Raw genomic sequence first — 21,361 nt, forward strand, 5'->3', positions numbered from 1 at the left:
AAATGAGCACCAAAAAATGATACCAAACTCTTTAGAGACTTATCTTTCTAAATTTCTACTGTAGATACATTTTTACTAAGGCGCGAAAGCATGTCCAGCAGTATTTCCTGCTCACTGGCACTAAAGCCGCTTAACGTTTGTTCAATAAAGCTTTTTTTCGCTTGGAGCGATGCAGCAATCTCTTGTCTGCCACTACTTGTTAAGCTTACCAATGTAACACGGTTGTCCTCTGCTTTTTTCCTTCGTGAAACAAGTCCTGCTGCTTCCAGCTGCTTCAAATGCCGCGTAACCGCTGCATTATCAATATTGATTTCTTTCTGAAGGGTACTTTGACTGATTTCATCTGCATTATAAAGCTGGTGCAGAATTTCAATTCTCGTAGGGCTTGAGCCTAGACATGATTCAAATTTCGAATTAACATTATTGTTCAGCTTTTGGAGCTGATAAAAAATCTGGAGCTGGATAACGCAATTATCACGCATAGAACTCTCCTTCCAAAACAATTAGTTGACATGTCAATAATTGATATATCAAATATAAACCTATTTTTCCCGATTGTCAAAGAATAAATACGCAAATAAAAACCGCTCCGATATTTTCGAAGCGGTTAAGCATTTACTGCGGTGAACCGATAACGCGGCGTCCTCTTCTGACTAACCCATAATAAGAAATCAATGCCAAAAAGCTTGCGAGGAACATAATTGCTCCCATTGGAATAGCTGTTTGTTCTCCGGCAATTCCTACAAGCGGAGCCGAAATAGATCCAAGAATAAATGGCAGTAAGCCAAGTAATGCAGACGCACTTCCAGCAATATGCCCTTGAGTATCCATTGCCAATGAAAACGAAGTTGTCGAAATAATGCCGATGGATGATACAAAAAAGAAAATTGGAATAACAATTGCCAGTAATGGTGCTTGAAGCAAAAGTGCTATTAACAAAATGATTCCAGATATATTTGCGATGAATAAGCCTATCTGCAGAAATGTTTTTTCAGATAAAACATCTGCATACCTTCCAACTAACTGGGAGCCAATCATCAAAGCAATCCCGTTCATCCCAAACAGCAAGCTGAATGTTGTTGGTGATACACCGTAAATATTTTGATAGACAAATGGTGTGCCAGAAACATATGCAAAGATACCTGCAACAATAAAACCTTGTGTGAGAGCATATCCTCTAAACTGGCGATCTTTCAAAAGTGAACCAAAGTTTTTCAGGATTTGCCCAATATTGCTTGGCACCCTCTTTTCAGGAGGAAGTGTTTCTGTAAGCCTTAAAGACACGATTAAGGACAGTACAACCCCAACACATGCAAGGACAAGAAATACGATATTCCAATTGCCAAAGCGCAGGATGGTGCTTCCGGCAACAGGTGCTAATATCGGGCCAAGATTATTAACAAGCATTAACAACGCAAAGAATTTTGTCAGTTCTTTGCCACTGTAAACATCACGAACAATCGCTCTTGAGATAACAATACCGCCAGCAGCTGAAAAACCTTGGATAAAGCGTGCAGCAATAAAGAAATAAATGTTAGGGGCAAAGGAACAAATTACAGAGGCGATTAAGTAGACAATCAAAAATATAACTAAAGGTTTTCTCCTTCCAATCACATCACTCATTGGACCAATTACAAGCTGACCTGCTCCTAATCCCAGCAGACATGTTGTCAAAGAAATTTGGACAAGTGACGCCGTTGTTCCATAATCCTCTACAATTGTCGGAAAGGATGGCAGATACATATCGATTGTAAGCGGGCCTAAAATGGCAAGTGAACCGAGCAAAAATGCTAAACGAAGCCTATTATTTTTTTTAAGTAAATCGGGCAAAATCCTTCCACCTTCCTAGTCGTTTAAATAATTTATTAGTTTACTAGCTACTATCATAACTTGATATCCTCCCTTTGAATAGATAAATAAGATACTTTTATATAAAATATTTCCATAAGCTAAGCTTTTGGCATATTTCCTGTTAGTTCTGTTTCAGAAATATTTTCCCCTTCCACCCACTTTTTAAAATCCACAAGAAGAGGCTCATCACTTCCGGCAAGACACGTCATAATGAAATGATCCTTAAAAGAATAGGAAAAGGTATGGAGCGTGCCAAAAAAGTTGTCATAATCAGTAAAAAACAACGGAGAGTTGTCTGCACGGAAATAATCAAATATCTCCTGCTGCTGCATATTAGGATAGTTCCATTCATCCAAATGCATTTGCCTTTTAAGTGAGCCCTCTATATAGGCACGGTTTTTGCATGACATTGCTTCCGTTAGAAAATGATTGGTACAGGCAAGTGAATCTTGCCCCAATCTGACCTTTACCTTTTCAGGACTCGTCTCCACAGCAACTTTATTCCCTAGTTTATCTCCAATTGAAAAATTATAGCAACTGGCATGAGGAATTCTTTCTAATAATCTTACAGCCTCCTCTACAGTGGCACATTGATCAAGCACCATTCTGCAGCTTATCCATGGGGAAACTCCTTTTGTGTATCCGTCATTACTGACAAAGTGAAAACCGATGGCAAGACCTTTTTCATTCATACCGTCATGTCTGCCAATTAGCTGCAAATTATATCCTGCTGATGCATAATAGTTTTTTGATTGAATTAATGAAAAAATCCCGTCATATAAAAGTGGAGAAAAATCGTAGTTTCTAGTATATACACCATTATGAATCCATGTCGTACAGCCCATTGCCTTTGTTTTCGGGACATCGTAACCACTGAACAGTGCAGACGCTTCAGCTAGACTGACTTCCAGTTTATCCGCTAGACCATGCAGCTCCTCCAAAATGTATGGAGCAAGCTCCAAATAGATTGCTTCCATGTTTCGCATATCAATTTCAGGCTTTGTCACTTGTTTATAAATTTCCAAAGTTTTAGGATTCTTTTTTAAAAAAAGGCCATATTCCTGCCCAATATCAAAAGAATTCTTTCTTAACTGCCAAATTTGAGCCTGTAATTTTGTCATTTGTATATCCCCCTTTAATTTAATTGCTTTATATAATTAAATTTATAACAAAAAGCTTTATCAGACCTGTCAATTATTGCTCCTTTAAAACAGATTAATTTTGAGCTATCGCTTACGTAGAGAAACATAATGTGGAAATAAAAAAAGGCAAAGAGATATCTCTCTTTGCCTTTTTTAGGAAATCTCTATATTACACTTTAAATTTACGAATAAGTTCTTGCAGACTTTCGGCAAGATTCGCAAGAGAGGAGGACGATGCTGCGATCTCTTCCATTGATGCCACTTGTTCTTCTGTTGCCGCAGACACATTTTCTGTATTTGCTGCCGCTTCTCCTGCCATGCTATTAACTTCCATGACAGATACATTAATCACATCTGTATTATCCTTCAGTTCCTTCAGTGAAACAAAAACTTCTTCAAATAATTTTACTAGGTCATTAATAGATACTTCAATTTCCCCAAAGGAATTCCCTGCATTTTGCACGATATTTAAACCTAAGTCTACTTCATTTTTCGCAGTGGACATTGATTGAATGGTGGTTTTCGTATCCACTTGGATTTGGCTGATAAGGCTTGTTATTTGTTCTGCGGATTGGGACGATTGCTCTGCAAGCTTTCTTACTTCATCAGCAACAACAGCGAATCCTTTTCCTTGTTCTCCTGCTCTTGCCGCCTCAATTGCTGCATTAAGGGCCAATAGATTAGTTTGTGATGAAATGTCCGTTATTGCCTTCGTAATTTCACCGATTTCCTTAATACGGCCTTCTAATGTATTTATCGACACGGAAAGATTACCAACATTTGTATTAATAGAATTCATCTGTGTAGTAACTTCCTCAATATTTCGCAGACCTTTTTTGGAAGCTTCTGCTGTATTTTCAGCTGTTGCTGCTACTTTCTCTGCGTTTGCTGAAATTCTCTCTGTGCTTCCAGTTACATTATTAATTCCTTCAGAGCTCGATGCCATTAACGTCATTTGATTTTCTGAGCTTGCTGCAAGCTCCTGGATCGTTTCAGAAATATGCTCGCTTGCTTTGCTGCTTTCCTCAGAGCTTGCACTTAACTGCTCTGATGAGGAAGCAAGTGCTTGAGATGTTTCGCCGATTGTTTCGACAAGCTCTTTAATTCCATCAGCCATACTATTGAAACTGACAGAAAGTGAGCCTATTTCATCCTTAGATTGATAATCCACTCTTTCGGAGAAATCACCATTTTCGCCTTTTTCCATTAGATTTTTTAGCTTCTTAATAGGATTTGCAATTGTTCTCGAAATATAAAAACCAAATAGTACCGACAACAATAAGAACACTGCAATGATGCTTACTGAAATCACTAAGGTTGTCTTATAATTATCTTTATTTTCCTGAGCGATTTTACTTGCCTGATCCTCATTAGCTTGCTGTAATGATACAAGCAGGTCAGTCATTTCTTCCCGTTTTGTGATAACTTCTTGGGAATAAAGACGATATGCTTCCGCATTTTTGTTTTCCAATGCTAAGTCAAGTGCCTCACCTGTCGTGTCGCTAATATCAGTCAGTGATTGTTTATACTTATCAAGTGCTGATTTTTCATCTGCTGACAAATCAAGCTGCTCTAATTTGCTTACATATTCATTTATTTCATCTGCTTCTTTATTATACAACTCAATTAGCTGTTCGTTTCTTGAATCATCCTCATTTAACATCAGCTCCAGAACAAAACGGTCTGTCGCTTGATCATCACTTACAATTTTAGATACCCAAGTGTTAGGAATCAAACGATCGTTATACATCGCATCTGATCCTTCAGCCATTTTTTTCATGCCGTTGATAGCATAGAAACCGACTGTAATTAATGATATGGCACTAAATATAATAATCATTAATATTTTTATTGAAATTTTACTGTTTTTTACTAATTTCATGCCTTCTCTCCTCATTTTATATTTATTTCCCCTACTTTTTTTATCGTCCATCTCACAATGAATGATTAGCTTTTTTCATAAACTAATATCCTTGCATTTTTTCAATAGAGTAGATATAATATTACATTAAATTTCGAGTTTCAAGATTGGAAATAACTTGAAAAATGGTTTACAATGGCTAATATAGGGAATTATTCATTGATGTGGAATAATCGTCTACTAGACTATTTAAAGGGGTGGGCATATGAAACAATTGAATTGGGCTATTCTTGGACCTGGGTCCATTGCCGCTGATTTTGCGAAGGCGTTAAATGATATTCATGGAAGCATATATGCAGTTGGTTCACGCACATTAGAAAAAGCGGAACAATTTGCAGAGCAATTTAATATTCAAAAGGCTTATGGCAATTATGATGAAATGCTCCAAGACGACAGCATCGATGTTGTCTATATTGCAACACCACACTCTAACCATTATGAATACATCATGAAAAGTCTTGAGAATAATAAACACGTTTTTTGTGAGAAAGCAATTACTGTCAGTTCTGAACAGCTTCTCGATGCTGTTAAGCTGGCACAAGAAAAACAGCTTGTATTAGCAGAAGCAATGACTATTTACCATATGCCTTTGTATAAAAAGCTGCGTGAAATAGTATCCTCTGGAAAAATCGGCAAATTAAAAATGGTAAATGTATTATTTGGCAGTTCAAAAGAGGATGATCCAACAAATCGTTATTTCAATATGGAACTTGCAGGTGGAGCATTGTTGGATATTGGTACATATGCTCTTTCTTTCGCCAGATCCTTCCTTACCTCACAGCCTGATGAGATATTGACAACAGTCAAAAAGTATACAACTGGTGTTGATGAGCAATCAGGAATCATATTGAAAAACAAGGATGAGGAAATGGCTGTCGTTACACTTGCAATGAGAGCAAGAACACAAAAGCTTGGCATTATTGCCGGAGATAATGGTCATATTATCGTTCCCGATTTCCCAAGAGCAAATATTGCCACCATCCATTACTTAGATGGCACACAAGAAACTGTTGAAGCAGGAGAAACCGCTAAGGCCCTTCATTATGAAATTGAAGATATAGAGAGGTTTATTGCAGATCAAGATCAGGCATCCACACTTCCATTAAGTATTGACGTGATGGAAATCATGACAGATGTCCGAAAACAATGGGGTATAAGCTACCCGTTTGAATAAGAAAAGGCATGCAGCTAAACATTGCTGCATGCTTTTTTTATAGCGGTGCTGTCTGTCGTTTTTGACCTACATAATAGACCATTTCCTTATAGCCAATTTGCTTAAGCTTTTTTTGTACTTCAAACAAATCATCCCCTATCCGTTCTGGGGTGTGGGAATCTGAGCCGAATGTTATATCGACATTATAATAAAAAGCCCGCTCAAGCATATCGTCAGAGGGATACCAGCCGCCAACTGCTTTCATTTTCCCGGAGGTATTCACTTCGATGGAGACACCTGACTCGCCGATTATTTTAAGGGTTTCATCAATGATTGGTGTTTGAATATCAGAAAAGGCCGGATAATACCCTTTCATTGCATCAATATGTCCTAATATTTGAAAAACGCCGCTTTTTGCTGATTCCTGAATTAATTGATAGTAATCCTCTTTTTCTTTAATTCGCTGTGCCTCTGTTAGCATATCCCATCTGCTCTTATCAAATATGCTTTTTTTGTTCACATAGTGGACAGACCCAATGATATAGTCAAAGGGATATTTCTCGTACTCTCTTGTATATAAATGAAGATGGTGTGGATAAAAATCACTTTCGACTCCTAACAGAACCTCAATTTTCCCTTTATAAGCTTCCTTTAGCCTTAACACTTCCTCCACATAATGCACAAACTCACTCTTTGCCATGGAATAGCGGGGAAATGGCCTGTCATCCTCATGGAAAAACAAAGGTGAATGATCTGAGATACCAATATAATGAAGCCCTTTGTCGATGCCTGACTTAATGTATTCTTCCATTTTTCCGATTGCATGACCACATCTGTCATGATGTGTATGCAAATCAAACAAGATGCTTTTCATATGCCACTCCTCTTTGTTAACTCTATTTTAAAATAAGTATATACGAACATGTTTCCTACTGTCATGCGAGGCGGATTGGAATACAAAAAAGACATGGAGAAATCCTCCATGCCCTCATATTCAAACAATTTTTATTTCGTTGTTTTCAATTACTACTTTTTCGTTTTCTTTTAAGTTTGTGAAGATGATTGGTGTAATGATGGAAGGAACTTTGCCTTTAATTGCTTCAAAATCAATATCCATCAGCTTTTGGCCTTGTTTCACCTTTTGTCCATCTTCTACATGTGATGTAAAGCCTTCTCCCTTTAACGTAACAGTATCTAATCCAACATGAATTAGGATTTCTCTTCCGTTATTGTCCATTAAGCTTATTGCATGTTTTGTTGGGAATATATTGACAACCTGTCCATCAACTGGTGATATTAGCGTACCATTTGTTGGATCTATTGCTGCACCGTCGCCCATCATTTTTTGCGAAAAGACTGGATCTGGCACTTCCTCAATAGGAAGGAGCTTCCCTTCTAATGGCAGGATAAACTTACTTTCCTCAGAATTTGATTGATTTTTCTTGAACAAGTTTTTAAACATCGTGGCACCTCCATGTTTTACGTAGCTTATTTTTGCAAGTGAAATACAATTGATTCGTATGGACGCAATTCTATTTTCTGCAAATCCGTTTTTGAGTCAGAGTAGTTTGATATCAGTATGCTTGTGGAATAACCATCAACATCTAAATGTGCTGGTAGCTCAAATTTACATGGTGTTTCATAAAAGTTGTTGATTACAATCAGCTTTTCTGCACCAACTGAACGTACATATGCAAAGATTTGAGGATCCTCTGGAAGCAATAGCTCATAATTGCCGTTTGTGATAATATCATACTCTTTTCTCAAGGATATTAACTTTTGATAATGATAGAAAATCGAATCTGAATCCTTTAAGGCAGCTTCTGCATTTATTTCTTGATAGTTTCTCGCTGTATTGATCCATGGTGTGCCTGATGTGAAGCCTGCATTTGCCTCTTTGTTCCATTGTACAGGAGTTCTTGAGTTATCACGAGATTTTCGCCTTAAGATTTCTAATATTTCCTCTTCTGTTTTTCCCGTTTGTTTTAAAATTTGAAACATATTAATTGATTCAACATCACGGTATTCTTCAATAGAATCAAATTTAGGATCTGTCATGCCAAATTCTTCACCCTGATAAATATATGGAGTACCTTGCATCATGTGAATAACTGTTGCTAGCATTTTTGCTGATTCCTTATGGTATTCCTTATCATTTCCATATCTTGAAACAACCCGCGGCTGGTCATGGTTACACCAAAACAGAGCATTCCAACCTCCGCCAGTATTCATGCCAGTTTGCCAATTTGATAATATTTCCTTTAAGGAAAAGAAATCCATCTCACCTAACGCCCACTTTTCACCGTTTGGATAATCAACCTTTAAATGGTGAAAGTTAAAAGTCATGCTAAGCTCTTCTCTTTCTGGATTTGTATACTGAATGCAATGCTCCAATGTTGTTGAAGACATTTCTCCAACTGTCAGGGAATCATATTTGGAGAATACTTCCTTATTCATTTCATGAATATATTCATGGACTTTTGGTCCGTCTGTATAATATTTTCTTCCATCACCAACAAAGTCATCAGGGAACTGTTGATTTTTTGAAATTAAGTTAATGACATCAAGTCTGAAGCCATCAATCCCTTTTTCGAACCAAAAATTCATCATATTGTAAACTTTTTGGCGCAGCTCTTCATTCTCCCAGTTTAAATCAGCCTGTGTGACATCAAATAAATGAAGATAGTACTGGCCTGTTTTATCATCATATTGCCATGCATTGCCACCGAATTTTGATTGCCAATTATTCGGTTCTCTTCCATCTTCCTTGCCATCTTTCCAAATATAATAGTTTCTGTATGGATTATCTTTGGATGATGCTGCTTGTTTGAACCATTCATGTTCTGTAGATGTATGGTTGACGACAATATCCATAATGACTTTAATCCCTTTTTTATGGGCTTCACCTAATAAGTGATCAAAGTCGTCCATTGTACCGTATTCAGGATGAATGGAGAAATAATCACTAATATCATAGCCATTATCCTTTTGTGGAGAAGCATAAATTGGTGTAAGCCAAATAACATCTACACCAAGCTTATTTAAATAATCCAGTTTTTCGACAATCCCTTGAATATCACCAACACCGCTACCAGTAGTATCATTAAAGCTTTTTGGATAAATTTGATATACTACTGCCTTTTCCCACCATGTTTTATTCATCTATAAACACCGCCATTATTTACGTTATGAATCCTGTATATACAGGTTATACTTTAATGATAACATGTATATACATGTTGTCAATTAAAAAATAATGCGTTTTCATTTTCGTTTTCCATTGACAAAGCAAAAAAGCTTATTGTGATTAGGTTTCACAATAAGCTTTTTTTTTCATCCAATATTTACTTGTCGTTATGCTTCAAGCTTCACCGCTTTTCGGCTTGTTCCGAAGTCTTGGATTTTGTTTTTCACTGTTGCTATAATCGCTGCTTGACCTGGTGCAAGAATTGTTCTGGCATCATATACCTTATCATCCTGTATAAGACTTTGACGCACAGCCTGAGCCCAAGCTTGCAGACATTCTGTGTTTACGTTGATTTTAGCATGACCTAGTTCAATTGATTTTTGGATTTGGTGCAGCGGGATACCGGATCCACCGTGCAGAACTAACGGTACATTCGTAATTCTGGAAATATGCTCCATCTCCTTAAAACCAAGGACTGGCTCTCCTTTATACGGTCCGTGAACAGATCCTAATGCTGCTGCGAGCGCGTCAATCCCTGTTTCATTGACTAACTGCAAGCACTCATCTGGATCCGCATAAGAAATCCCTCCGATTAATCCATCCTCATTGCCGCCGACTGTTCCTACCTCTGCTTCAACGGAAACACCGAAGTTTCTCGCATATTCGACGACTTCTTTTGTCATTCTAATATTTTCTGCTATAGGTGAATGGGAGCCGTCAATCATAACAGAGCTAAATCCCGCATCTATCGCCTGCTTGCATCTTGCCACACTATTGCCGTGATCTAAATGGAGGGCTACAGGTACTGTAATTTCCAGTTCTTCCACTAATGCAGACACACCTGCTGCAATTATTTTAAAGCCTCCCAAATAATCTACTAATCTATCGGAAGCGGCAACAATGACAGGTGCTTGCTCATCTTGTGCTGCCTGCAATATTGCTTGAACCCACTGAAAGCTGTTCATATTGTATTGACCGACAGCATACTTTTCTTCCTTCGCTTTTCTCAACATATCATGCATCGAAACAATCGCCATTGCTACACCTCCATTCTCCTTTTTACATAATAATTTTTACAGAGCCTTCTCTACTTCAAAATGCTTTGAAATCACTTGCATTGTTGTTTCCTTTGCCGTTTTGATTACTTCTTCTGCATCAAGCTGATAATATTCTGGTCGGAATAATTCAACAGATACATGGTCTACACCCTTGTCTTTTAAAATGGCAAGAATGCTATCCAAGTCAATTGCACCGTGTCCAGGATACACACGATCAACATCCATTAAAATACCAGGCTGATAATCTTCAACATCATTAATATGGAAGATAAATATTTTTGCAGGATCTGTGTTTTCCAAGCTTTCTAGCGTTGAATTCATTGCATAGTATTGGAAAGTGTCAAATACGATACCAACATTATGTCTGTCTACTTCCTTAACTACTTGATTGGCAAATTCCAATGTATTAATAGTCGCATGTGGATGGCCGATAAATTCAATTGCGAGCTTCACTCCATACGGCTCTGCCAAGTCAGACAAATCTCTCAACGTCTCGACACTGCTTTCGATAATGTCTTTACGCAGAATCTTCTGTTCGGAAACAAAGGGCACTACAACAATATTCTTGCAGTCAATTACTTTAGCAATTTCAAGCATTTCCTTAAATTCTTCACGCAATGCTGCATATTCCTCTTCTGTACGGTTATTGAAGAATACTAGCGCATTTAAAGACAGTGGCTTGATATGATGCGTTTGGAAGTATGCAGCTAAATCTTCCAGTGAATGTGTTTTTAAGTAGTCTTTTAATTGATCGATTGATCTAATTTCAATATAGTCATAGCCGTATTTCTCACAAAGCTCTAAGTCCTTTTCCAAACTAGAGTTCTCTAATGTTGTCCCTTGATTTAACCCTATTTTCATAATGACTATCCTCCTTATTTAACTGCTGATAACCCTAAACCTTGTTTAATCGAATTTAATGTCACTTCATTGGACCAGTCTGGTTTATCTGGGTATGCAAAAACAGAGTTTGTAACAATGCCGTTGAAGTTGAATTCTCTCAGCTTACGGTATAATGTATCAAAATCAATTTCCCCTTCACCTGGATTTAAATGCTGGTGAACAGTCACATTGGCATTTGGTGGATTTACAATATAGCGTAATCCAAAGGCTGCTTTATGATTAAGTGTGTCAGCAATCAATACATGTGCCAACAAGTCCTTTGCTTCATCCAGTTGTTTTCCGATATCGCCGATGCCATCATCATAGAAGAAGGCATGTGCCACAGAATAAACTAATTTAATCCAATCCTTATCCAATGCACGAATCATGCGGACTGCCTCAATATTCAGCTCAATAAAGTCATGTGGATGTGATTGCAGATTAAGCGCAATTCCTTCCTTTTCGAAAATAGGCATTAGCTCATCCATGGAGCGGATAAAGGATGCTTCACTTTCTGTTGGACGCGTTTTATCGCCGGCAAATTCACTATTCATTAAATCAACGCCCAAATCTGACGTAATTTCAATGCATCGCTTCCAGTTTCTTACTGCAGCTTGGCGTTCTAATTCGTTTGGGGAAGCCCATTGCTGGACAGGCAGAACAGAGGAAATTTTCACGCCTGCATCTGAGCAATATCTCTTTAAATCCTTAATCAGCTGCTTATCAACTTTTGGATATTCGTAGAACCAAATGAAGTCCTTGCGCGGGGATAGCTCCACATATTCGTAGCCAAGTCTTGCTACATTGTCGATTGTTTCCTTTAACCCAGTGTTATCGCGAAAGTGTGATGGATCATATGCTAATCTCATGTATTTAACCTCTTCCCTTTGTAATTTAATAGTATGCACCTAGAAGGGGGAAGCCCCCTTCTTACCCCTAGCTATAAATTATAGACTTGCAGTCTCTAACCCTTTTTTATAGAAATCAGGTTTATCTGCTAACACAACTTCTTCCTTACCGCCGGATTGTTGGGACTTCACACAAGCATCAGCCGTTACTTGTGCAATATAGCCATCCCATGCTGTTGGTCCATTCGGCTCACCAGTTGTTTTAATAGAATCCATAAAGTCCTGTAGCTCTGCATCATATGCATCAAGAAAGCGTTGCTTCCAGTCTACTAATATATTGGAACCTAATGTAGCATTTTTGCGGTATGTGATGCTTTGGAATTCAGGAAGCTTTACAATTCCGTCTTCTCCTACAACCTCACATTGAATATCGTATCCATACTGGCAATTAACAGAGATTTCTACATTGATGATAATGCCGGAATTTGTTTCCAAGATGACGATTTGCGGGTCTCTTAAGTTTTCATGTGCATATTTTGATTTTCTTGGGAATAGTACTTGAACAGATTTATAGTCATCATCTACCAACCAATGAAGTACATCAATCTCATGTACTAACGTGTCTGAGATCGCCATATCTGTCGTATACATTTCATTAACCTCTGGATTGCGGTGAGCACAATGGATCAACAGTGGTTCACCAATAAACTTATTGTCAATTGCTTCTTTCAACTGAACATATCCGCTATCATATCGGCGCATAAAGCCAACCTGAACTAAGCGTTTGCCATGCTTCATTTCTGCTTCGACTATTCTCATGCAGCCTTCTGCAGTTGTTGCCAACGGCTTTTCACAGAATACGTACTTACCAGCAGCAATTGCCGCAAGCACACTTGCTTCATGTGCAGGTCCCCAGCTTGTTACAAATACAGCATCCACATCATTTGCAGCAACTAAAGAGACATCATCAGGATAAACTGCAGCATCCAATCCATATTGTTCAACTGCTTGTTTTGCCGATTCTTGATTTACATCAGTAACTGCGACTATTTTCCCGCCTGACAGTGTATTTGTGATCCTTTTTATATGTTCCCGTCCAATCGCACCTGTTCCGATTACTCCAATATTTAATGTCATAGCTTTCATCCTCTTTCTGTTTATTTAGTTATACTCATAATAGAATCCGCTTACAAAAACCTTCATATACCTTACTTTGCTTCCGGTATTGCATCGTCTGTGCTGTTCTTCCCATAATTGCGGAAGTCTTCTTCTAATTGCTCTAATGTGCGGCCCTTTGTTTCTGGCAAATACTTTTTAACAAATAAAATCGCTAGAATGCCAAGACCAACAAAAACAAAGAATGTCGTTGATAAGCCAATTCCTGCCATTAATACTGGGAACAGCAAGCCGACAAGGAAGTTCGTAATCCAAAGACAGAACACAGTTACACCCATACCAAGCCCTCTGAGTCTTTGCGGGAATATCTCTGACAGCATTAACCATGTCACTGGTGAGATAGCACCTTGCTGGAAGGCTAAAAATGTTACAGTCAAGGATAGGACGATATATGGAAGTGCTGGTGATCCTTCCATAGTAAGAGAAAAGATTCCGATTAGCAGCAATGCAATGGTTGTGCCGATTTGGCCTGTAATCAACATTGGACGGCGGCCGACCCGACCGAGTAACCAAATACCAACAAATGTAGCAACAACAGATATGACACCGTTTGCAATATTACCTATTAAAGCTGCTCTTGTCTCAAAACCGGCATCCTTTAATATTTCTGTTCCATAATACATAATGGAGTTAACACCTGTTATTTGCTGTACAACCGCAATTCCCAATCCGATAAACACGATTCTTCGGACCCACGGAACATTCAGGTCTTTAAAAGTTGCTTTTTTCATTTGCGATTGATCTGATAATGATTTCTCAATTTCTTTCAGCTCTGCTTGTGCTCTTGCTTCTGCCCTTACCTTTTGCAGCACACGTAGTGCATCGCCAAGTCGGCCTTTAGAGGCAAGCCAGCGCGGACTTTCCGGGACAATGAGCATTCCAAACCATAAAAACACTGCAGGAAGTGATGCTATTACAAGCATGTATCTCCAAACATGAGCCGTATCGCCGAGTGTGTTTCCTAAGATGGCATTGAAAGTGAACGCGAGCAGCTGTCCTGATACAATCATCAATTCATTCTGCGTTACCATTCTGCCTCTGTTTTCAGCTGGCGACATTTCTGCAAGGAAAGCTGGAACGGTTACGGATGCACCGCCGACAGCAAGACCTAAAATGAAGCGGAAGGTAACCATTAATTCAACACTTGGTGCAAAGGTACAGCCTAATGTCGCAATGATAAACAAGATTGCCAGATAAAGAATATTCTTCCGGCGGCCATGATGGTCAGACAATCTTCCCCCAAACATCGCCCCAAAAGCAGCTCCAAACAAGAGTGAACTTGTGACAAGACCTTCTGTAAATGGAGTTAAGTTAAGCTGATCTTCTTCTGACATAAAGGGGAGGGCCCCATTTATAACGCCTGTGTCATAACCGAACAGCAGCCCTCCGAATGTAGAGATTAACGTAATTTTCTTCAAATGTTTTTTATGAGGCTCCCCACTTGTAGTCATACAACATTCCCCTCTTCCTTGTATGTTTGGACAAGCAAGTTCTGGTCAATATAATTTCTGGCAATAAGTGCATATTCCAAAGGGTTAGCGATAGATGGATCCTGCTCAGCTTCAATGACAATCCAGCCGCTGTAATCAGTTTTCAGCAAATAAGCATAAACTTCCGTGAAATCAATACAGCCATCCCCAGGTACTGTAAACATTCCACGCAGGAAGGATTGTAGAAAAGATAAGCCTTCATTACTGCATGCAGTACGCTCACTTTCTCTGACGTCTTTAAAATGGACATGCTTGATACGGTTTCTGTGCTTGACGAGTAATGTCATATAATCTCCGTCTGAAACATAAATGTGGCCAGTATCATACAAAAGGTGAACATGATTTGCATCAGTATTATCCATTAAACGGTCTATTTCTGCCAATGTCTGTACACCAGTTCCCATATGATGATGATAAACGAGCTTTAATTGGTATGCTTCGGCAATTTTTCCGAGCTCATTTAACCCCGCACATAACAGGCTCCATTCTTGCTCTGTAAAGTGAGGCTTTGTTGTAAATACGTTCTCCGAGGTTCCTTGCACACTGTGTGTCTGTTCAGAGACAACCGCAACAGCTGCATGGACCTCCTGCAAGTATTTGCAATGCTCATGAAAAGCTGCTTTTGCCGATTCAATTCCATCTCTGATGATGAAGCTTGAGAACCACTTTCCTGCTATCTTCAATTTTCGCAAGCTAAGCTCTTTATTCAAAATGGTTGGTTCTGGAAAAAATCCGCCTACTTCTGTTCCTTGAAAACCTGCAACTACAATATCACTTAACAAGTGTTGCAATGTATTACCGGCACCAATTTCGGGAATATCATCATTGCGCCAGCCTATCGGTGCAATACCCCATAATATTTGAGTCCCCATCCCCATTCTCCCCTTTTAATATTGTTTTGCTTCTTGAAGTTTCGCTTTCCTTGAGTCGTTAGCTTTTTGAACACTTTCGCTATTAGAAGCTTCCGCTACACCAACATTCCACCAGCTGTTATAGCCATCTGTCATTGTCTTTGGCAACACTTTCATTTCAATCAATGTAGAAATATCCTGTTTCTTCGCATCTTCTAACGCTGCTTTCAAATCCTCAACTGTGTTTGCTCGATAAACTTTTGCTCCGTAACCTTCTGCTACTTTAGCATAGTCAATATTCATAATCTGGTTATCTGCAGTGCGGAACTCACAATCGAAGCTGCCACTGCCATGATCCATTTGCAGGTTGTTTATACAGCCCCAGCCTGAATTATCAAACAGAAGAACATTGATTTTTTGCTTATATTGCAAGGATGTAATAAGCTCAGAATGCAGCATAAGGAAGCTGCCATCTCCGACAAAGGAATAAACTTCTTTTGAAGGATCTGCTAATTTAACACCAAGTGCTCCTGAAATTTCATAACCCATGCATGAATATCCGTATTCAAGATGATACGTATTCGGTGTACTTGAGTGCCATAAGCGCTGCAAGTCGCCTGGCAGAGAACCTGCTGAACAAATAACCGTGCTGTCTTTTTCCACCGTGTCATTAATCGTTAGCAATGCCGTTGTTTGTGCTAACTCTGTGTTTAATGCATCCGCATATTCATTCAGTATTTCTTGTGTAAAGTGATTTTTGATTTCCGGGTTGAAGCCCTCGCGGCTGAATTCGACACGTCCTAAGCGCTCTCTTTCTGTCAGCCACTCTTCTTTTAACTCGGTGATTCTGCTTCCAAATTCACTTTCATAGCCATCAAGCAATGGGATTAAGCGGTCAAGCGTTGTTTTCGCGTCAGCTACAACTTGAAATGCATCGAACTTATATGTTTGCATTCTGCTTACATTAATATTTAAAAATTTAGCTGAAGCAAAATCAAAAGCAGTTTTCGAGGATGTCGCAAAATCTGTATATCTTGTACCGATACCGATAATTAGATCCGCTTCTTTTGCTGCTTTATTTGCTGCAAGTGTCCCAGTAATGCCCATTCCACCCAAATTATTTTTGAAATCACTTTCCACAGTTGACTTACCTGCCTGTGTTTCAACAAGAGGGACATTGAATTTTTCCGAAAATGCAATCAAGCTTTCCCTCGCCTCTGAATATTTAGCGCCTCCCCCGACTAAAATAAGCGGCTTTTTGGAGGATTTTATCGCCTTAACAGCACCTTCCAGCTCACGCTCATGAGGAGCCTTCCGATCTATATAATGAACTCTTTTCTCAAAAAACTTAACATCGTAATCGAATGCTTCTCCTTCTACGTCTTGAGCAATACAAATCGTTGCCGGGCCAGCCTTCCCAGGATCTGTCATTACTTCAAAAGCGCGAAGTAAACTAGACATTAGCTGTTCTGGACGAGTGATACGGTCCCAGTAGCGGGAAACAGGCAAAAATGCGTCATTTGTTGTGACAGCAATGCTGTATTCTTGCTCCATTTGCTGCAAAACAGGATCTGGCTGTCTTGATGCAAAAGTGTCTGCAGGAATAAACAATACAGGAATGTTATTTGCATGTGCTGTAGCTGCTGCTGTAATAACATTGGCAGATCCTGGTCCAGAAGATGTGGAAACAGCAAATATCTTCTGTCTGAGCATTTGTTTACTGTAGGCAATTGCTGCATGTGCCATGCCTTGTTCGTTTTTCCCTTGGATAACTTTTAAATGCCCTGGGTCTTGTTCAAGAGCTTGGCCAATTCCTAATACATTTCCGTGTCCAAATACATTAAAGATACCTTCTACGAAAGGAAATTCCTTTCCATCAACATGGATATACTGCTGATTCAAAAACTTGACCAGCGCTTGTGCTGTTGTCAAAGTAATCGTTTCCATTCTCTAGCCTCCTATCTTGGTGCTTCTATCTTTTCATTCTTAGCAATTAGTTCCTCAATTTCTTCTACTTGTGGCATTGCTTCAGAAGAGCTGTGCTTGCTGACAACAATGGAAGCGGACGCGCTGCCGTATTTTAATGCTTCGCCGATCTTCTTGCCAGAAATTAATGCATATAGGAAAGCTGATGCATAGGAATCTCCTGCTCCAAAGGTTTTTAATACATTCGTTTTATAGGCTTGCGCTCTGAATACATCACCTGACTTCACATATGCGTATGAACCGTCAACACCATGCTTAATGACAATTAATTCTGCACTTTGGCCAAAGAGGTTCTGCACTGTTTCTTGATTGCGCCCATCTCTCCTATTTTCCATCGCATCATACTCGTCACGTGTCCCAATAATAATCTCTGCCTGTGATGCAATAAGAGAATAATAAACAGCGGTCTCTTCAGGAGATTTCCACGTATAAGGACGGTAATCGAGTTCAAATGCAACCTTAATGCCATTTTTCTTGGCAAGCTGAACCGCTTTAATTACCGCTTCCCTTGACGGACTTGCAGCAAGAGCTGTTCCTGATACAAGCAGCAGCTTTGCTTTTTTAATATATTCTTCGTTAACTTCAGAAGGCTCAAGATATAAATCTGCTACATCATCTCTGTACATTAGGATGCTGCATTCATCAGGGCTTTTTATTTCTGTAAAAGCAAGGCCTGTCTTATGACCATCTTTATCTGTCACAATATTAGAAACATCAATGCCGACACCTTGCATATAGCTCTTGATGAATCGGCCATGCTGATCATCAGCAATTTTACCGATGAAGCCGGCTTTTAATCCTAACTTACTGCTGCCAATTGCTATATTTGCTGGTGATCCGCCGACATATTTGGAAAATGTCATCGTCTCTTCCATTGGACGGTTATATTCAACTGCATTTAAATCGATGCAGGCTCTGCCAATTGCAATTAAATCAAACTCTTTATCTGAATTGAATTCATATTTCATGGGAAGAATCCTCCTTATTTATCAGCGGTTTAAAATCCATTCATGATCTTTATCATTGTGGAATTTCCATATTCTTGTTGGTCCTGCCATGACATTTAAATAGTAGGATGTATAGCCGTCAGGCACTCCAACAGGGTGATATCCTTTAGGAACAATTACCACATCCCCATTTTCTACTGCCATCGTTTCATCTAATGAGCGATCATCAGTATATACACGTTGAAACAAGAAGCCTTGTTTTGGATTGATTTCATGATAGTACGTTTCTTCCAAAAAGGATTCCTCTGGCAAATTGTCCTGGTCATGTTTATGTGGAGGGTAGCTTGACCAATTCGCAGTTTCTGTGATGACTTCAACAACGAGCAGGCTGTTGGCAGCAGGATGCGAATCCGGAAGGATATTATGGACAAGGCGTTGGTTATTGAATTTCCCTCTTTGCTCTACACTATTTTCTTCTGCTTTAATTAATTTTGTAGGCTTTGCTTCTTCAGATGGCGAATAGCAAAGGGCAACCTTGGCATTCGTGCTGTTTGCTGAGATTGTGAACTCAGCTCCATTGGAAACATAGACACTGTCTGTTGGAATCCGTTCAAACACACTGTCTCGTGTACCGATATTTTCAAATACAGCGGTGCCGTCGCTGACAGTAATTTTTCCTGTCACAGCAACAATGCAGCATTCTTCAGAACCAAGCACCTCTTTGTATTGAGCTTTTTGGGATAATTCAATTAATTTAAAACCAACATAGTTTAACGGGGAGTTTTCTTTCGTAACATCATGGATAACTTTCACACCATCTATTGCTTCTGTATGCTGAAATTTGCGCAGCAGCTCACTCATGCGGTTTCCTCCTTAAGCCTTGCGATCAGAGATTTAACTCTGATCGCGGCAAAAAATTCACGAAAAACAATTAATCTATTTATCAATCAAAAGATGGCGATATATAACGTGCTGTGACCACTTTTTTACGAGTATAGAAGTCGACACTGTCCTTGCCGTTAGCATGAAGTGTTCCATAGAAGGAAGACTTCCAGCCAGAGAATGGGAAGAATGCCATTGGTGCTGGTACTCCAAGGTTAATTCCTAGCATACCTGCATCGATGTTTTCTCTGAAATAACGGATAGAGGATGCATTTGATGTGAATAGACATGCACCATTTGCAAATTCAGACTGGTTTGCAATTTCGACTGCTTCTTTTAAGTTTTTCACACGCATGATCGACAATACAGGAGCGAATATTTCCTCTTTCCAGATTGTCATATCTGTTGTGACATTATCGAAAATTGTTGGACCAACGAAATATCCTTCTTTAGGGGCGTTTTTACGACCATCTGCAACAAGATTTGCTCCCTCGTCGATGCCTCTTTCAATATAGCCTAATGTTTTTTGTCTATTTTCTTCTCTGATGACAGGTCCTAAAAACACTCCATCCTCAAGGCCATTCCCTATTTTTATACTTCTGGTTTTTGCCTCTAATGCAGCCATGAACTCATCTGCTATGCCCTCTTCAACTGTAACAACAGCACATGCCATGCAGCGTTCACCAGCAGAACCGAATGCAGCTGACACGACATTTGTAACCGTTTCTTCCAAGTTAGCATCATTTAAGACGATTGTGTGGTTTTTCGCACCTGTTAGAGCTTGAACACGCTTTAAATTTTCTGAACCTTTTTTATAGACATATTCACCGACAGGCTTTGAGCCAACAAAGGAAATTGCTTTGATTTCCGTATGCTCCAAGATGCCATTAACAACATCATGTGCTCCATAAACTACATTGAATACCCCTTTTGGAAGACCGGCCTCTGTGAATAACTCTACTAATCTTCTAGTTAATAACGGTGTTCTTTCAGATGGCTTAAGAATGAAAGTGTTGCCTAAAGCAATTGCCATTGGGAACATCCAGCATGGTACCATCATTGGGAAGTTGAAAGGCGCAATTCCGCCGACTACACCGATTGGATAACGGTAGTTTGTTGCTTCTACGTCTGTCGCGATCGAAGCAAGGGAATCACCCATCATTAATGTTGGTGCACCTGCAGCAAACTCAACATTTTCAATGCCTCTCTGTACTTCTCCAAGCGCTTCCGTCAGGTTTTTTCCGTTCTCGATTGTAATCAGTCTTGCTAGCTCTTCTTTATTTTTCGTTAGTAATTGCTGATAATTGAATAAGATTCTTGCTCTTCTTGGTACAGCGACATTCTTCCATTTTTCAAACGCAGCTTTGGCAGCGTTTGTTGCTTGCTCAATATCTTCCTTTGTGGAAATAGGAACACGACCGATGACTTCTTTTGTAGCAGGATTGTATACCTCTTCATAAACAGTCGTATTGCTTTCAACCCACTCACCATTAATATAGTTTTTCAGTTTTTCAGCTGTAACTGTAGACATCTTCATTTCCTCCTCCAGATATTATTTCGGCTGTTTAACAGCTAATAAGTTGATTGTATCGCTTCCCTATTTACTTTAGTACGGCTGCAAATGCCGTTCTCTTTTCATTATTTCGGGAAAACTTATTCATACTATCATCATTCTTGTTGTTATGTTTTGGTTATGTTTTGATAATTTATGATTACATCATAATACGGATAACGCTTTCAGTCAACCGTTTTCCTCTTTATTTTTTCATATTTTTGGAGATAAAGAGATAAAAAGGATGGTCTTCCTGCTTTTTATCGAGTAATTTCGATTTTAATCCGTGTTAAACAGCTTTATATTCTGAGAGAATTGTCTAATAATCTAAATATTTTACAAATAAAGGGGATTTCCTCTATTTTTTTTATTTTTATTGAAAATGATTCTTAATACATATCTTTGGTTCCTTTTCGAGGATGTATTCAAAAGTTA

At 39.0% G+C, this 21,361-nt stretch carries 18 protein-coding genes; 1 reads left to right on the forward strand and 17 read right to left on the reverse strand.

All coding sequences use genetic code 11. The features are described 5' to 3' along the window. Positions 1-47 precede the first annotated feature (47 nt). The 4 genes from NQZ71_RS16715 to NQZ71_RS16730 all read right to left on the reverse strand — a co-directional run bounded on the left by NQZ71_RS16715 (position 48) and on the right by NQZ71_RS16730 (position 4,875). Positions 48-482, reverse strand: coding sequence for a MarR family winged helix-turn-helix transcriptional regulator (locus NQZ71_RS16715; protein ID WP_144452136.1), 435 nt, complete (start codon positions 480-482; stop codon positions 48-50). 133 nt (positions 483-615) lie between these two features. Beyond that, positions 616-1,830 (reverse strand): Bcr/CflA family multidrug efflux MFS transporter, encoded by a 1,215-nt coding sequence (locus tag NQZ71_RS16720; protein ID WP_375545189.1) that lies wholly within the window; start codon positions 1,828-1,830, stop codon positions 616-618. 119 nt (positions 1,831-1,949) lie between these two features. Next, a complete protein-coding gene (locus NQZ71_RS16725; RefSeq protein ID WP_275004538.1) occupies positions 1,950-2,972 on the reverse strand; it encodes a C45 family autoproteolytic acyltransferase/hydrolase in 1,023 nt (340 codons plus the stop codon). A gap of 190 nt (positions 2,973-3,162) precedes the next feature. Continuing rightward, entirely contained in the window at positions 3,163-4,875 is a 1,713-nt protein-coding gene (locus tag NQZ71_RS16730) for a methyl-accepting chemotaxis protein (protein ID WP_317011026.1), read from the reverse strand. Between the two features lie 244 nt (positions 4,876-5,119). Here NQZ71_RS16730 and NQZ71_RS16735 point away from each other — a divergent pair, with 244 nt between their 5' ends. Beyond that, positions 5,120-6,088, forward strand: a complete 969-nt coding sequence (locus NQZ71_RS16735; protein ID WP_260053619.1) for a Gfo/Idh/MocA family protein — start codon at positions 5,120-5,122, stop codon at positions 6,086-6,088. 37 nt (positions 6,089-6,125) lie between these two features. Here the strand turns inward: NQZ71_RS16735 and NQZ71_RS16740 are convergent, their stop codons facing one another. From NQZ71_RS16740 to iolA, 13 genes are all read right to left on the reverse strand, one after another. Beyond that, positions 6,126-6,932, reverse strand: coding sequence for a histidinol-phosphatase (locus NQZ71_RS16740; RefSeq protein WP_144452521.1), 807 nt, complete (start codon positions 6,930-6,932; stop codon positions 6,126-6,128). A gap of 129 nt (positions 6,933-7,061) precedes the next feature. After that, positions 7,062-7,529, reverse strand: coding sequence for a PTS sugar transporter subunit IIA (locus NQZ71_RS16745; RefSeq protein ID WP_144452131.1), 468 nt, complete (start codon positions 7,527-7,529; stop codon positions 7,062-7,064). Between the two features lie 26 nt (positions 7,530-7,555). Beyond that, entirely contained in the window at positions 7,556-9,229 is a 1,674-nt protein-coding gene (gene treC / locus NQZ71_RS16750; RefSeq protein WP_317011027.1) for an alpha,alpha-phosphotrehalase, read from the reverse strand. A 192-nt stretch (positions 9,230-9,421) separates the two neighbouring features. After that, positions 9,422-10,291, reverse strand: a complete 870-nt coding sequence (gene fba / locus NQZ71_RS16755; RefSeq protein ID WP_144452129.1) for a class II fructose-1,6-bisphosphate aldolase — start codon at positions 10,289-10,291, stop codon at positions 9,422-9,424. A gap of 36 nt (positions 10,292-10,327) precedes the next feature. Continuing rightward, entirely contained in the window at positions 10,328-11,173 is an 846-nt protein-coding gene (locus NQZ71_RS16760) for a sugar phosphate isomerase/epimerase family protein (RefSeq protein ID WP_144452128.1), read from the reverse strand. A gap of 14 nt (positions 11,174-11,187) precedes the next feature. After that, positions 11,188-12,063: a sugar phosphate isomerase/epimerase family protein gene (locus NQZ71_RS16765; protein ID WP_144452127.1), complete on the reverse strand. Its 876-nt coding sequence runs from the start codon at positions 12,061-12,063 to the stop codon at positions 11,188-11,190. Positions 12,064-12,141: 78 nt separating this feature from the next. After that, positions 12,142-13,179, reverse strand: a complete 1,038-nt coding sequence (locus NQZ71_RS16770; RefSeq protein ID WP_144452126.1) for a bifunctional inositol 2-dehydrogenase/D-chiro-inositol 1-dehydrogenase — start codon at positions 13,177-13,179, stop codon at positions 12,142-12,144. A 71-nt stretch (positions 13,180-13,250) separates the two neighbouring features. Continuing rightward, positions 13,251-14,669 carry a sugar porter family MFS transporter gene (locus NQZ71_RS16775; RefSeq protein ID WP_144452125.1) on the reverse strand — a complete coding sequence of 473 codons (1,419 nt, stop codon included), beginning with the start codon at positions 14,667-14,669 and terminating at the stop codon, positions 13,251-13,253. Further along, positions 14,666-15,580, reverse strand: coding sequence for a myo-inosose-2 dehydratase (iolE, locus tag NQZ71_RS16780; protein WP_275004526.1), 915 nt, complete (start codon positions 15,578-15,580; stop codon positions 14,666-14,668). Before iolE ends, NQZ71_RS16775 begins: the two co-directional genes overlap by 4 nt. 15 nt (positions 15,581-15,595) lie before the next feature. Continuing rightward, on the reverse strand, positions 15,596-17,506 hold the full coding sequence (gene iolD, locus NQZ71_RS16785; protein ID WP_260053616.1) for a 3D-(3,5/4)-trihydroxycyclohexane-1,2-dione acylhydrolase (decyclizing): 1,911 nt from the start codon (positions 17,504-17,506) through the stop codon (positions 15,596-15,598). 11 nt (positions 17,507-17,517) lie between these two features. Then, positions 17,518-18,513 carry a 5-dehydro-2-deoxygluconokinase gene (gene iolC, locus NQZ71_RS16790; RefSeq protein WP_260053615.1) on the reverse strand — a complete coding sequence of 332 codons (996 nt, stop codon included), beginning with the start codon at positions 18,511-18,513 and terminating at the stop codon, positions 17,518-17,520. A 21-nt stretch (positions 18,514-18,534) separates the two neighbouring features. Continuing rightward, the gene (gene iolB, locus NQZ71_RS16795) at positions 18,535-19,353 is read right to left on the reverse strand and encodes a 5-deoxy-glucuronate isomerase (RefSeq protein WP_144452121.1); all 819 of its coding nucleotides are present in this window, start codon (positions 19,351-19,353) and stop codon (positions 18,535-18,537) included. An 82-nt stretch (positions 19,354-19,435) separates the two neighbouring features. Next, positions 19,436-20,905, reverse strand: a complete 1,470-nt coding sequence (gene iolA / locus NQZ71_RS16800) for a methylmalonate-semialdehyde dehydrogenase (RefSeq protein ID WP_275004523.1) — start codon at positions 20,903-20,905, stop codon at positions 19,436-19,438. Positions 20,906-21,361: the final 456 nt, after the last annotated feature.

Source organism: Niallia taxi (genome assembly GCF_032818155.1).
GTDB lineage: Bacteria > Bacillota > Bacilli > Bacillales > Cytobacillaceae > Niallia > Niallia taxi_A.